At 67.2% G+C, this 14479-nt stretch carries 7 protein-coding genes; 4 read left to right on the top strand and 3 right to left on the bottom strand.

Features of this window, described 5'->3' with window-relative positions:
* Positions 1–31 precede the first annotated feature (31 nt).
* Entirely contained in the window at positions 32–1042 is a 1011-nt protein-coding gene (locus ABZ865_RS09735) for a hypothetical protein (protein ID WP_361226480.1), read from the bottom strand.
* A gap of 824 nt (positions 1043–1866) precedes the next feature.
* On the opposite strand from ABZ865_RS09735, the gene ABZ865_RS09730 reads away from it, so the two are divergent.
* On the top strand, positions 1867–2901 hold the full coding sequence (locus ABZ865_RS09730) for an IS110 family transposase (protein ID WP_361226477.1): 1035 nt from the start codon (positions 1867–1869) through the stop codon (positions 2899–2901).
* Positions 2902–3865: 964 nt separating this feature from the next.
* Here ABZ865_RS09730 and ABZ865_RS09725 read toward each other — a convergent pair.
* Entirely contained in the window at positions 3866–4261 is a 396-nt protein-coding gene (locus ABZ865_RS09725; RefSeq protein WP_361226475.1) for a hypothetical protein, read from the bottom strand.
* Positions 4262–4594: 333 nt separating this feature from the next.
* Here ABZ865_RS09725 and ABZ865_RS09720 point away from each other — a divergent pair, with 333 nt between their 5' ends.
* Together ABZ865_RS09720 and ABZ865_RS09715 are read left to right on the top strand one after the other, a co-directional pair.
* Entirely contained in the window at positions 4595–4912 is a 318-nt protein-coding gene (locus ABZ865_RS09720; protein ID WP_361226473.1) for a hypothetical protein, read from the top strand.
* A complete protein-coding gene (locus ABZ865_RS09715; protein ID WP_361226471.1) occupies positions 4909–6378 on the top strand; it encodes a hypothetical protein in 1470 nt (489 codons plus the stop codon). Before ABZ865_RS09720 ends, ABZ865_RS09715 begins: the two co-directional genes overlap by 4 nt.
* 403 nt (positions 6379–6781) lie before the next feature.
* Here ABZ865_RS09715 and ABZ865_RS09710 read toward each other — a convergent pair whose 3' ends face one another.
* Entirely contained in the window at positions 6782–12187 is a 5406-nt protein-coding gene (locus tag ABZ865_RS09710; protein WP_361226468.1) for a DUF3883 domain-containing protein, read from the bottom strand.
* A gap of 309 nt (positions 12188–12496) precedes the next feature.
* Between ABZ865_RS09710 and ABZ865_RS09705 the strand changes: the two genes are divergently transcribed.
* Positions 12497–14476 carry an AAA family ATPase gene (locus tag ABZ865_RS09705; RefSeq protein ID WP_361226465.1) on the top strand — a complete coding sequence of 660 codons (1980 nt, stop codon included), beginning with the start codon at positions 12497–12499 and terminating at the stop codon, positions 14474–14476.
* The last annotated feature ends 3 nt before the right edge of the window (positions 14477–14479 follow it).

The raw sequence follows: 14479 nt of genomic DNA, 5'->3' as shown, positions 1-14479 counted from the left end.
CGGCGGGCCGGACGTTTGACGAAGCGGGCGTTCAGTAGGTGGAGCCGTAGGGGCTCCAGTGCCCGAGAAAGGGTTTCAGGTCGTCGGGGCGTGGGTTGGGAATGTCGGGCAGCCGGGGCGGTGTGTTCAATGGGTCGAGGCGCTCCACGGTGGCTGCTGCCCAGCTGATCCACGCTTCGGCTTCGGTTCTGGTCTTCCCCGGTGGCATGGCCTCGACTCGTGTGCGTACGGCGCTCACGTACTCGGTCAGTCGGGTGGCGTGGCGCCATGCCGCCTCCTGGGACTCGAGGTGTCTGACGCGGTACGCCTCCGCGTACCGGACGCGGGCTTGTTCCATGGCGGCTTCCCAGCGGATGCGCTTCTGCCGTGCCGTTTCGGCTTCGTCCTGGCGTCTGCGTTCGGCGGCTTGGCCGCGAAGCGTGACCTCCTGTGCGATCTCGGCGAGCTGCTCTTCAAGGGGGCGGCCGGGAGCGTCGGCCCATTCGCTCGCCCGGTGTGGCTGGCCGCCGCTGACGATGAAGCGGAGTCGTTCGGACGGGGTGTAGTCGAAGCGGGGGATTCTGACCCAGGAGTGCTTCTTGGCCTCGGCGAGTTCCTTCTCGGTGGCGACGTGTTCGGCCCGGTCCTGTTCCTGGAGGATGAGAAACCCCACGGGCTGGCCCTGTGCGGTGATGGTGAAGTGAGGATTCGCTGTGCGGCGGCGGTGAGACGGGGGTGCGGAGCCGGTCTGCCCGGCCGAGCAGGTGTGTCCTTCGGCCTCGGCTGCGGTGATCAGTGCCTGGATGAGTCTGAGAGCGCGTCCTTGGATGGGCTTGGTCAGGCCGAGCGGCTGGCGTTCGTTCTGCATGGCCCGGATAACGGGGTGCGGCCGAGTGAGCCGCGCGGGCACGGGGACGGGGTCGAGGACGGCAAGGCGCCAGGCGGGGATGTCGACGAGCTTGATCTCGTACCCGTCGCGGCACCAGCTTCCGTACAGCTCCTTCGTCTCCGGAACCCTTCCGGTTCTGCGTGCGGCGGCGACGCGGGACGGCCACTTCTCCAAGCCGGGACCGCTGCCGCTCTTGACGATCCTGCCGCCGGCCTCCGCGAGCTCCTGTAACAGCTGCTCCGTGAGCGTCGTACGAGGATGTGAGGGACGGCTTGGCTTGCGCTCGGTGGCCGGATTTTCCTGCGCTCGGGTGGACTTACGTCGTGGACCGGCGGCCTGGGTCCGCCGCGGGCGTGATCCGCGGGGAGGGTATGTGCCGTGTGCCAGGTAGTGCTGGCCTGCGCTTGTCAGGGCGACGCTCCACTGCCCGGCCTTCCGGGAGACCGTGACCAGGCCACGGTTGTGGAGTGCCTGGCAGGTGGTCTTGTAGGAGCTGGTCTCCCATACGCCGGCAGGGCACCCGGCTCCCACCCACTGCAGCACCGAGAGCTGCCGCTCATTGACCCGCCGTTCCAATGGGCCGCCTTCGACTCGAAGTGTCCTACGACGGCGGCATGTTGCCAGTGCTGTTGGTTGGCGACCGGTGCTTCCACTCAATTCGCTCGAACGAGCGGGCTGACGTGGCTGGAAGCCGGTTGGGCCGAGAACAGTAGGTGGGCGCTGTCCTACGGCGGATCTGACTCCTGAGATCTCTGACCGAGGTGTCCTGATCACACTGTGTCGACCGCCGGCCAGGGGACAGTGCACTGTTGGTCTCGGGCTGATGGACGTGTCTCGATAGGGGCTTGCCGGAAAGGCGTCATCACGATTCCGACCGTCCGCACGGCCCGCTGCCGACTAGCGATAAGCCATCGGCCTGAAGGGGAACGAGCGTGATCAGCACACCCTCCGCTTCGCGTCCTCGTCGGCGCCGGCCGGCGAGGGAGGTGATCCTGGGAGTGGACACGCACCGGGATGCCCATGTGGCCGCCGTGCTCTCCCTGGTGGGGGAAGTGATCGGCACCGAGGAGTTCCCGGCCACCGCGGCTGGATACCGAGACTTGCTGGAGTGGGCCAAGGCGTCGGGTGCGGTGCGCCGGGCCGGAGTGGAAGGTACCGGTTCCTTCGGGGCGGCCCTGTCCCGTTACCTGCTGGCCCAGGGCGTGGACGTTTTCGATGTGAACCGGTTCGACCGGGCCGACCGCCGTCGGCGAGGCAAGTCCGACCCGCTCGATGCGGAGAACGCGGCCCGGGCGGTGCTGAGCGGGCGGGCCCGTGCTCAGGCCAAGACGGGCGATGGGCCGGTGGAGATCGCCAGGATGTACAAGTTGGCCAAGGACTCGGCGGTCAAAGCCCGCACCCAGGCGATCAACCAGCTCAAGGCCGTCCTCATCCGTGCCGATCCGCTGCTGAGGGAGGAACTGGCCGGGCTGGGCAACGCAGAGCTGTTCCGTACCTGTGCAGGGCTCGTCGACGACAGCCTGAACCACGAGGCCGACGAGGGGGCGGTGCTGCACGCCACCCACGTGACCCTGGGTCTCTTGGCCGGGCGCATCAGGCAGCTCAGCGAAGAGGTCCAGGAGCTGGACGGCCGCCTGACCCGGCTGGTGGAGCGCCACGCTCCGCAGCTGCTCGAGGTGGTGGGCATCGGCCCGGACACGGCCGTCACTTTGCTGATCACGGTGGGGGACAATCCGGAACGCCTGGGCAGTGAGGCGTCCTTCGCGGCGCTGTGCGGGGTCAGCCCGGTCGAGCGTTCTTCGGGCAGCCGGCAGTACCGGCGCCTCAACCGCGGCGGCGACCGGCAAGCGAACGCGGCCCTGCACCGGATCGTGCAGACCCGCCTGCGCGTCGACCCGCGCACCCGGGACTACTACGAACGCCGCAGCAAGGAGGGCAAGACCCGGCGCGAGATAGTCCGAAGCCTCAAGCGTTACGCGGCCCGGGAGGTCTTCCACCTGGTCAGACCTGTGCAGCCGCAACCCTCGTTATAGGGGCAGTGTGATAGGCGAGTGATACGGCGAGGCCCCGCCGGGGTCCGTCCTGACGGGACTTTGAGTCGAGCCGTGAGACGACGAAGTCATCGGAGCGCTCCGGTGCGGCTTCGTCTGAGATCGGCTGCGCTGGCGCGTACGATGCGGCTGGCGCTTCATGCGGTCCGTGTTCCTGTGACGCTTCCAGGGTGCGCATACTTTGCGATTGCACTCGTTGGGAGAGGAGTTCATGTATTCCTGGCGTGCGTTGTCAGTGCCTCCTTGCTTGCCCGGACCTCGGATGCACAAGCATTCCGTCCCGTGGCGGACTGGTAGACGAGCCGGGGCCATCCGAGCATGCCAAGGCACGCTGCGTCCCGGCCGCCCGTGGGTGATGACCACAGGCACCCTCCGCCCTGCATGAACCATCGGCACGCTCCTCCCGGGCGACGGAGGTAGCTCTCCCAGCCTTCTTAGGTGCGTTTCACTCGCCTTGGCTCCACGTGGTGACACCTTTCCTGCTGGGTGTAACCGCCGGGGACGTCCGCGCCGACGGAGATCCAGAAGGGTTCGGAATCGCGGAAGTGCCCGCCGCCCGTGTGCCACTCCAGTCCGGGGTATTGGTGGCGTAGAGATCGAAGCGCGGCTGAGGCGAGTCCGAACCGCTTGTAGCCAGGATAGGAGACGGGTGATTCCACCCAGCCGATCGCGCAAGGCCGGCACACCACGTATTCGACCTCGAACGCGACTTCGTCCCCCACGTAGGCGACTCGGATACGCCAGCCTGTCCGTTCGTACGCCCCGGCAGGCCGGTCCAGCCACGGCCTCGGTGGGGTGGCGGTTGGGTCGAAGCGATAGATCTCGGGATATGCCCATCGGCGGAGTCGGTCGCGCCATGTCGGTTTCTCGGGCCACGCGTGGATCCAATGGACGTGGTGGGCGAGTTCTGCCACGTTGCGGATCGCGGCTTCTGGTCCCGCTTCGGTCATAGCTGTTCCAGGCCGAGCCGGCCGAGACGGGAGCGTATTGCGGAGGGCTGTCGTCCGAATTCGGTGGCCAGTACGTCGTAGTCGCGCTGCCCCGCTCGGTACAGGGAGAGGAGTCTCTCTTCGTCGGCGCTGCTCCACGCCTTGCCGAAGTTCGGGTAGCGGGCGCGGAGTTGATCCGGATCCACGCGCCGGCTGGTGCTGGGGGCGTGGACGACTTCGATGGATTTGACGGTGCCCATGGGGAAGCGCACGCGCTCCGTGTCGCCGACCCACAGGATCAGGTGGTCGTTATCGAACGTGATCCGGTCGGCCGGGATGGTCACTGCGCGGCGTCGGCAGTCATCGTCGTCCGGGTCGGATATGAAGTCGGTGAAGCTGATGCGGAACGACACGCGACTGGTAGGTTCCCCCATGGCTTCAGCTTGCCGCAATGGTCCCTTAGGAAACAGGCTGGCGCTTCGTGCTGCGATCGGAATCAGCCGGGGCGGATTACTGGCCGAGCACCTGACGGCGGCCCTAGTGACGAGGTCACCGAGCCGTGAGTGACGGGCACGCCGTGTCTTGCCCGGATGCTACTGCGAGCCCAGCGTGCCTTGGGACGTCTCGAACTCCACACCCCTCCACCACCCGCCAGGCAGCGATCTGCACCACACCCACACGCCCCGGTCATAGGGGCCGCGATGTCCGGGCGTCCCAAGGGTTGGGGGCCGCTGTAGGCTCCCGCCATGCTGATCTTTGAATACCGGGGCGAGACCGCGAACTTGAAGGTGCTCGCGCGGGAGATCGAGGCAGATCCGCACCTCGCCGGAAAATGCACCCTCACCCTCACACCCCTGCCCCAGGACAGACGCGATTCCTTGCGTCACGGGCAGTGGGCGGAGATCGCCATCTCCGTCGTTACCGGACTGGCTACGAACACGCTGCACGACGCTCTCAAGGCCCTGGTCGAGCGCGCACGTGACCGCGGACCAGTGGACGAGTTGAGTCCTCGTCCCGAAAGCGCCGACGAGGACCCGGAAAGCCCGGAAGGCGCAGCCCAATGACCGTCCATTCCCCCCGCCTGCAGAACTCCAGCGGCGCCGAGTTGAACTTGCGCAGCCAGATCCTCTTCCAGGACCCGACCCGCACGCGCACCAAGGGCCTCGTCACCTCAGTCGCCTCCTGGCACAAGACCTACGTGCACGAGAGCAGCCACTGGGCGCGCTATCACGGATCCACCGTCGGCGTCCTGCTGAGCCTGTTACGGCGAACGAGAGACCAACTGGCCGCGTACACGATCTCCCAGATGAGCCGGCAGCAAACCGAGCTCCTCCATGGGGCCCGGAGCAACGGGCTGCCCTTCCTCTCCTTCAAGCGCTATCCCCAGTACACAAGCGGAGAGCTGAGATACAACGAGCTGGACTGGCTCAATCTCTACCATGCCTACTACGTTCTGCTGGACCCGGAGGGCCTGAGGGGGTCCGATGCCACGTCCTGGGACACCCAGGCGGCGTTCGAGAACTCCCTGGAAGACGCGTGGCGCCAGAGCGCGGGCGCGGAGATGGTGGAGCGCCCTGAGGACACGCCCGTCAGTATTACAGGGGCCTTGAAGCTCATAGACACCTCCGAAGGCCCGCTCAGCACACGCACCTTGTTCGAGTGCGCGGCGGTGATCGACGAGCTCTTCCAGTTCGAGGGCGCCTTCTTGCGGATGGCCGACCCGACACTGCGGGAGTTGCTGCTTGAGGAGATGAGTGGCGAGTACGGGCTTCCGTGGCGCCTGGCGAGCGCCCTGGCGGGAAGGGAGCTTGGTGGGAGCGTTGTCCTGGCGCTCATCGACTTCGCGCTGAACCCGGTGGTCCCGGGCCTGACTTCTGCCGACCCGTCCGTCGACTGGAGGGAGCTGTACCCTCCCTACCGCTTCGCGGCGGCGGCAAAGGCGATGGCGGACTGGAAAAGCGACCTGGAATTCCAGTACCCGAGTCATGAGATGACGGTTCACTTCCAGCACATGCTGGCCCAACGCAGCGGGCTCCGGATGGGGCGCGTGGTTTCCCGCCTGTCCGGACTCTCCACGCTGCGGGAGGCCGCCACCATCCCCATGCACCTGGCCGGACGCACCCCGGCCGTCTCCTTCCTGTGCGCCTCACGCCTGCTCGATCTCCGCGAGCAGGATGCCTGCGCGCTCACCCACTACGGCGTCAACTTCCTCAACGACCGGGCACTCAGGTTCATCGACCCCGACCCGGACATGTGGTGGGTGTTCCCCATGTTCCGGGTGAGCCAGGGTGAGTACCGATGGCCGGCGGAGCACGTGAACCTCAACGAGGCCACGGACCTGCTGATCAGCGCCGCCGTGGCGTCCGCGTACGACGACGTACTGCACGGCACCGGCCCTCTCGCCTCGGATCACCTTCCCCGTGCCCTCTTCGAGGACCGCGCAGAGGTCGGGGCGCTGAACAAGGTCCTTAAGGACTCGACGGGCCTGGACTTGGGCTGGCGTACAGGTCTGAACCCTCAACATCCGTGACGGCCGGGTGGAGACAGGTCAGATCAGGATGTCGACGGCTCGGTACAGGTGGGTGCCGTGGGCCTACTTCTTGATCTCGGCGCCGAGAACGGTGATGCGGTGCTGGCGTGCGAATGCGGCGGCGAGGTCGGTGAAGTCGGCCGAACCGATCATGATTGATTCGTGCCCGGTAGCGCTTGCACTGGAGGCCAGCTGGGCGGGTACGTGTCCGGCAATGCCCAGGACGCGCGCTCGCAGTGGCAAGCCGACGTCCTCCACCTTCACCAGCTGTACCGGTACAAATGACAACGTCTGTTAGCCCAGCTGGCTATGTAACGACTCAGGCTTGGAGGGGTCGCGTGTGACAAACGGGCCAGTGCCCGATGCCGGTCGGGGGACGTGTACTCCGGCGGGGCTATAAAGCTCAAAGCCGGTACGAGAAGCGCAGCGAGCCGCCTTCCTCCCGGTAGCGTCCGCGTCCGCGTTTCGCGTAGGGATTGGGGAGCATGCGGATGTTCATCCGGTCCGGGGTAAGGGCGTGGGTGACCATGAGGAGGCGCCAGCGGTCGTTGCCCGCGTGTTGCTGGGCTGCGCGTACCTCGCTCTCTCCCAGCTCGAAGCGCCCGCCGTCGCCCTGGGTCGCCTTGACTTCGAACATGTAGGGTCGCCGGCCGGAACCGATCCGGAAGTCGTAGCCGAGACCGTTGTCACCGGGCGGGCCGGGGAAAGCCTTTCGGCGGTTCGTCGACACCCAGCTGGTCTCGTCCATGCTGTCCGGGTAGTGCGCGCACAGCCACTGGTAGGCGTACCACTCACCTAGGTATCCGATGGCCTCCCGCTGGGCCGCGGTCAGTCCGCTGTCCGGGCTGCCGCCGTATCGCCCGCCGCGCGAACGACCGGTGGAGGATGCCCGCCGGGCGCCGGTCAGCGTCTGGGGATCGGTGAAGCGGAGCGGCCCGGCGGCGACTCCCGGTATGGCCCCGTTTTCGAAGACGCGCTGGAGTTCGCGGGTCAGGGTTGTGAAGTCGCCGTCATACACGTCGAAGGCTCGGCCGCCGACGGAGATCGACCGCCGTCGACGCTCCTGTTCGCGGCGGGCGTGTTCGGCCGCGTTGCGTACGCGGTCCAGGTCAGTCTCGGTCAACCCATGCCGGTCGAGATCCGTTGTCGGAGGCATCCCGGCGGGCCACTGGCCGAGCACGGCCAGCCAGGCGACGACATCTGCGGCAGCCAGCGGGCGGAAGTCCAGTGCGCCCGCCGCTTCCAGCCGTGCAGTGACCTCGGTGGCGGGCTCGGAGCCGGCCAGCGCCGGTGGCAATGGGTGCCGGGCGGCATTGACCAGGACCGCGAGGTCGGCGGCCAGGTCGGTGATCGTACGGAGGTTCGCGCTGCGGACCTGGTCGAGGGCGGGCAGGCGTTCACCCGCGTGGGGCGCCGGGCGGCCCAGCTTCCGTGTCAGCTCCTCCTCGATGTGCCTCTCCAGGCGCTCGGAGTCGGCCGTATCCACGGTGCAGGCCCATGCCGCAGGTACGCTGATCCACTTCAGGGCGCTCAGCAACGGCCAGTGGGGCATCGGGCGCCGGGCGTCGAAATCGTTCAGTGCCGCCCAGCGCAGCCGGTTCACGAGATCCTTCCTGTGGAGGTCCAGGTAGGCGTGGAGCGCTTCCTGGTGCTCGTCCGCGTGGCTGATCGGTTCCATGGGCGGTGTCATGGAGCGCAGAGTGTCGTTCAGCTCGGCGAAGCCGACGCCCAGAGCGTGCCGCAGCTCGTCCGTGCTGCGCGCCGCACGGGCTTGGGCTATGAACTCCGATGCATCAAGCGGGAGTTGAGTGGCATGCTTCTCCAGGCCGGCCTGGAGCTCCCGCGTGTCGGCCGGTGGCGGCACGAGCAGCGTGTCAGCTGTCGTTGCGCCGAGCAGGTGGACGAGGAAGGGGCGGCAGCGCTCCACAACCACGCCGATGGCCCCGTCGATGCGTCGCCTCGTCTCCTCGATCTGGTGGACGGTGACTTCCAGGGCATCGGCGAGCTCGTCCTGGCCGGGGTCGGTGAGGTTGGCGTGGCGGGCGGCGAGGACGTGGGTGGCCAGGCGGAGCCGGATGCCGAACTCCCGCCTTTTCAACAACCCGGCCGTTGCCTCCACTATGCGGGTCGTCTCGTGCCAGCTCGGTTCGGACTCCGGGGCGAGGAGAAGGGGGTACTTCGGATCCGGCAGCGGCAGCACTCCGCCGAGACGGGTCGGCAAGGTCACGGGCTGGCCGTCCAGCTCGATTTTCCAGGAGCGGTAGCGGTGCAGGCGCACGCTCTTCACTGCAGAGGTCAGCTCGTTCAGTTCCGCCTCACTCGCCCGGGGGCCGCGGGCCAGGTGATCGGCGAGGACACCCACCGTCAGGGCGAGCCAGGGCAGTTGATCGACCAGGGGCTCTCCCATGGTGACGGGGTCTACCTGCTGGCCGTCCACGGTCACGGTGAACGTCACATCGTCGGTGTGACGGACAGTCTCGGGATGGCCAGGTGCCAGCAGTCCGGCAGCCTTCGCCGCGACACCGGGAACGACGAGCAAGGGGCGCGCCATTTCGCGTACCAGCAGCGCGGTCAGGCCATCGCGCTGGTCGCTGATGTAGAGCACGGTCTGCCCGTCGTCCAGGCCGGACAACGGCATGCCGATGAGCTGTTCCCGGGACTCGACGAGCAGAGTCGTGTCGCTGGGCAGTGCCGGGCGTGGGTGCTGTACCAGGTGCTTCCAGGCGCGTTCGTTGGCGCGTTGCGCGGCAGGCCGGTCCTCGGCCCCCAGCGCGCCCTGCGACGCGAGCAGACCCAGCGCGGCAAGGGCGCGAGCGCTGTCGCGGGGGTCGTCCCAGGTCGGCATCCTCATCTCACGCAGCCGGTCACGGGCCTTGTCCAGCTCTAGCAGATGGCGCACTCGGTGGTCGACGGTTGGCGCATAGGCGGGCTCCTCCTCCAGCCCGGGCGGGCAGTGCCACGCGTCGGCCGGCCGTACGAATCTGACGGCGCGGTCACGCCCCCGCACCGGAAGCCATGGCTGCTCCCGAACGAAGGCGGCGAGAGGGGTCAGCGCCCGTTCCCTGTCCGTGCTTCGGCTCCCCGCACTGGTCCAGGTGCTGGTGAAATACATGTCTTCCCAGTGCGCCAGGCCATGCAGAACCAGGCGCGCGTAGGCCAGCCGGGCACTGTGGCCGAGCCGTTCGACGACGTCCTGACCGGGAAGCTGATAGGCGGGGGAACCTTGGTAGGACGTCCGAGGGTAGGAAGCATGGGACCAAGGGCGGTCGATATACGGTTCCCACTGCTCCCGCACCGTCAAGGCCACCTTGGCCATGCGGACCAACTGCCGGGTGGTGAGATCCTGGCCGTCCGCCCACCTTTGGGCGTCGGGGGAGGAAACTGGCACGAGTCCGTCGGCCACCCCTGACTCCGAAAGGAATGCCCGCCACTCGTCCGAGGTATCGCCCCGCTTCACGAACTCATCCGGCGCGGCGATGAGGTGCTCAGCGATCACCTTGAGGTTCTTTGACACGTCCTGCCCAGCAGCGACCACCGTTGCCAGGTCCTCGCCAACGGAGCCACGGCCCCAGCCCTTGCCGAACACACCGTCGCTCGCCTTGATCAGCCTGCCGTCCACGGACGGTACGTACAGCCCCAGCGACGAGACCGTCGTGCCGCCCAACGAACGCCGCGGCTGCCACAGCCGGAAGACGAACCGCAGGGTCTGCAGCCGGAGCCGGTGGTCGGTGCTCGCACCGAGCGCCTGCCGGACGTGGTCCAGCAGGCCCCTCATGTCGAACGGCCGGACAAGCCCCGCGTCCTCGAGGAACGCGCGGGCGGGTAGCCTCCGCCCACGCTTGCTGTGGTCGTTCCAGACCAGCCCGGGATGCAGGGAGAAGAGCCGCTTGCCGAGGAGGGCAGGGACGGAGGGTGCCTCTGCGAGGTTCATGTCCGCGCGCACCGGTTGGAAGAATGCCTCGCGCCGGGCTCCGCGACCACTCACCTTGCGCGGGAAACTCGACCTGGCCGCAGGGTGGTTGGCGTGGCGCAGCGTTTCGTCCTCCGCAAGCAGCAGCTTCCTGCCGCGCAGGACGTGCCCGTCGTCTTGGAAGAGCACGGCCAGATCCTCGTACAGTTCGCTCCACTGGTCGAGGACCGCGTCGGGACGGGGCGCGGAACGCGGACGGGGTGCGGCAGGGGATGAAGGAGCGGGGCGGGAGGCCGGACGGGGGAGGGTTGCGACGATCCGCTCCACATGCCCAGCGAGTGTCTCCCGGTCCGGCTCCAATGGGCAGGCGAGGGACTTGCACGTGGCCGCCAGCCGATGAAGGCGTTCGCCGCCCACGGCCGGGTCCGCCACCACGACTCCCGATGCGTGGGCGCGGTGTGTTGTGAGGACGGTCAACTCAAGGTCAGGCCACAGGATCGCGACCCGGGGGGATGCCCAGGCCGCATCCCGCTTGGCGTCATCGGCGGCGAGAACAGGTACGAGTGGCACGTCGGCGAGATCGCTGCCGTGTACTCGCCGGGCTGCCGCGCGCAGCAGCCCGGCTGAGCCTTTGCCGCTCTCCCAGCTCACGAGATCCACGGCCAGCCGCCCCAATTCGGCCTGCGGCACCGCGCGCAACATCGCTGCAGCCGCAAGGCAGGTCTCGGCGACGGCGTCGAACAGCAGCGTATTGAGCGGGTGTTCAGAGGGCAGGCCGGTGCGGTCGATCTTGGTGAAGAACGGGGCGTTCACATGACCGGGGAACGGCGCCGTCAGATCCTCGCCCATCGGCAAGAAGGTATAGATCTGCCCCCGTCGCGGCCGTCGCACGGCGGGCAGCGGAACGGCAATCTCCACTGCTGCGGACGAAGTCCACCGCTGCCAGGTGTCGTCGAGGAGCCCTAGGCCCACGGCCTCGTCGAGCGCGCTGTTCAGACGCTCCTTCTCCACGCTGCCCCGGGCCACGAGAAACGTTCCAGAGAGCCCCAGATCCACGGTCGCGAAGGAGACGGCAAGCTGCTCTCCCGCCGTGCCCGTCGTGGCGAATCGCTCCTCGGACCGGGTCAGTTCCCACCGCTCAGCGGCCTCGCCGCCGGTGGCCCGTCGCTCCAGCGTCAGGCTCGCGAGTCGGTCGAGGAACAGCATCACGGGCGCCTTCGCCTCCGCGAGCTCGCGAAGCCGCAGCCGGACCTCGGCCCGGGCCGCCTCATTCAGAAGAGGCAGTCGCACAACGGTCACATGCCCCTCGGCGGCGAGCTCCCGACAGATCGCCGGCACCTCGTCCAGCGGCAAGGGCACCTGAAGCGGCGGAAACTCAGCGGCCACCTCGTGGGCGTTTGGTTCATCGCCCAGGAACGCCTCAACATCGCCCCTGTGCGCGAACCGGAAGCAATAGCCGTCCAGTTCAGGACCGTTGGGGCCGTCAGGATCGGCGCTAAAGATCTCGGGCGCGTCGCTGATCAACAGGACGCTTCGGAACCCGACGCCCTTGTTCCCGATCCCCTCCCCAACCGCCTTGGAGCTCTGCGCCAGCTCGCAGACCCTCTCGACGTTCCTCCACGTGAAGGGCGTGCCGCCATTGGCGACGTACAACGTCCCCCACTCGCCCTCTTCCTCATCCAGCAGCACATGCACCTGGCCGTCACACCGGCCCCTTGGGTGTGCGTCATAACCGTTCTGCAGCAGCTCGAAGAGCGAACGCCCGGCGTACTCCCGCGCACTCGTGTAAGACACGGCATTCACCTGCCGTGCCAGCCGCCGCACCTGCTCCGACCGCGCCCCCTCCAACACGGATCGCCCGAACCTGCGTAGCTGCTCCGCACGGTCGACACCTGCCATGGGTCCCCTCCCAACTCACCGTGGGGGGACGCTATCTCGTGCCACTGACATTTATGGGCCTGCCGGAAACGACCATTGCGCCGCCCGAGTGCGGGGCGGCGCAGGGCCCCTGGCAAGGATGCGCAGGATGGCCGGTCGCGACCAGCCCGGCGGCAACGCAACGTGACCGAAGCCACTCTGTGTTACCGGCCGGTTCGCATGATCGCCTTGTGGATCATCTGCCAAAGTACGCAATGGCTGCTCTATGTGACGCATGGTGCAGGTGGCCGATTTTGCAGAATGGCTTCATGGATTAGCGGGGGCGCGTTAGTGAGCCAGGACGGACCGAAGGCCGGAATGTATCTGCGGCAGCTCGGTATCAAGAACTTCCGGTCGTGTTATGACCTCGAACTCGATTTTCAACCCGGCATCACGCTCCTCGTTGGCGAGAACAATTCCGGCAAGTCCAACGTGATCGAAGCGCTGAGGCTGGCCACGACGCCCTTGAACCGTCGTTCGACGCGCTGGTTCGATGAGGTCGACCTGTCCCACGGACGCGAAGGCCAGGAGGTTCAGTTCCGTGCGACGTACGACGGACTGACGGCAGCCCAGCGGGCCCACTACATAGCTGCCCTCGACGTGGGATCAAACCAGGCTACCTACACGACGACGTACAAGCGGGACGAAGCCCGGCAGCAAATGCGTCCGACCGTGACTGTGGGTCCGGTGGACGGTCCAGACGCTGAACCCGACAAGCGCGACCAGATCGCGCACGTCTACCTGGCACCGCTGAGAGATGCGCAGCGCGAGCTGGACTCCTCGGATGGGAACCGGCTGCTGAGGATCATCCGCTACCTCACCGAGGAAGACGAACAGGAAGCCTTTCGCGCGCAGGCCAACGACTCGTTCACGCAGCTCAAGGAACATCCCGTCCTGACCTCCACGACCAAGGAGATCCAGGGCCACCTGCGCGAGCTGACCGACTCCGTCCGCGGACAGACGGTCGAGGTCACCTTCGCCGAGTACGAACTGCACCGCCTGGCGCGCAGCTTGCGAGTGAAGATGGCCGAGGCCGGCATCCCGCCGGCCGACCTCACCGAGTCGGGTCTGGGCTACGCCAACTTGTTGTTCATCGCGACCGTCATCTTGGAACTACGCAAGGCCCAGCACATGGAGCTGACGCTTTTCCTCGTCGAGGAGCCCGAGGCACACCTCCACCCGCAGCTTCAGGCAGTCCTATTGGATTACCTGCAGGAACAGGCCGAGGCTTCTCTCAAGGACGACACGCAGGGCCCGGCCGGCCGGATCCAGGTCATCGCCAGCACACACTCGCCCAACCTGGCCAGCAGCGTCGGAATCGAGAACGTTGTCGCGCTGCGCACACGAGTGGACCAGGAGACTGTCCAGGACGGCCAGGGCCAGGACAAGGACGTGCTGCGCCGGAAGAGCCAGGCACTCCCGCTGGCCAAGATCGAGCTTTCTGAGGCCGAGCGGCGGAAGATCAACCAGTACCTGGATGCCACCCGGGCCGGCTTGCTCTTTGCCCGTCGGGTCATCCTCGTCGAAGGGATCGCCGAGGCCGTCCTGCTGCCGGTGATCGCCCGTCACTGCGTCTTCGGCGGCGAGGCCCAGGCCAAGCAGCGCCGGGACTTCCACGGCGTCACGATCATCAACGTCGGCAGCGTCGACTTCGCCCCCTACATCACGCTGCTGCTGTCGGAGGTCAACGGGTGCCGGCTCCTGGACAAGCTGACCGTCATCACCGACGGCGACCCGGACATCCCCAAGGAGAAGAAGACAGAGGAAGGGGAGAGCGAGGACGGCCAGGGCGAGGTCCAGGAACCGGCAGCCGCTGCCCCGACCGGAAACGATCCTGAAGCGGACGCTGAAACCGATGAGGACGAGCCGGACGACGACGATGACGACAGCGCGGTGAACAACCGCAAGGACCGGCTGACAGCCCACGCCGAGTTGATCGGGGCCAAGGGCCACCTGCACGTGGCCGAGGCTCCCCACACCCTGGAAGCCGACCTCCTGACGCCCGAGGCCAACGAGCCCGTACTCAAAGCGGCCTTCCTTAAGCAGAAGACGCGCTCCAAGAAGAAGTGGCAGGAGATCCTCGACAATGAACGGGGGCGTGCTTGGGGTTTCTACCTCAAACTCCGCAAGCATAAGAAGTTCATCGGCAAGGGCGAGTTCGCGCACGACGTGGCCTTGGCGATCGAGAACGGGGAGACCTTCGAAGCCCCGCAGTACCTCGCCGACGCCATCCGCGGCGTCCTGGCGGACACCTCGGGTGAGGCACGTTGAACG

It is taken from the genome of Streptomyces sp. NPDC047085 (assembly GCF_040643735.1).
Classification (GTDB): Bacteria; Actinomycetota; Actinomycetes; order Streptomycetales; family Streptomycetaceae; genus Streptomyces.
This window is presented reverse-complemented; position numbering and strand designations above follow the sequence as displayed.

Excerpts from the sequence above, each read along its gene's own strand:
- ABZ865_RS09720 (WP_361226473.1), top strand. The coding sequence starts at position 4,595 with ATGCTGATCTTTGAATACCGGGGCGAGACCGCGAACTTGAAGGTGCTC.
- ABZ865_RS09715 (WP_361226471.1), top strand. The coding sequence starts at position 4,909 with ATGACCGTCCATTCCCCCCGCCTGCAGAACTCCAGCGGCGCCGAGTTG.
- ABZ865_RS09710 (WP_361226468.1), bottom strand. The coding sequence starts at position 12,187 with ATGGCAGGTGTCGACCGTGCGGAGCAGCTACGCAGGTTCGGGCGATCC.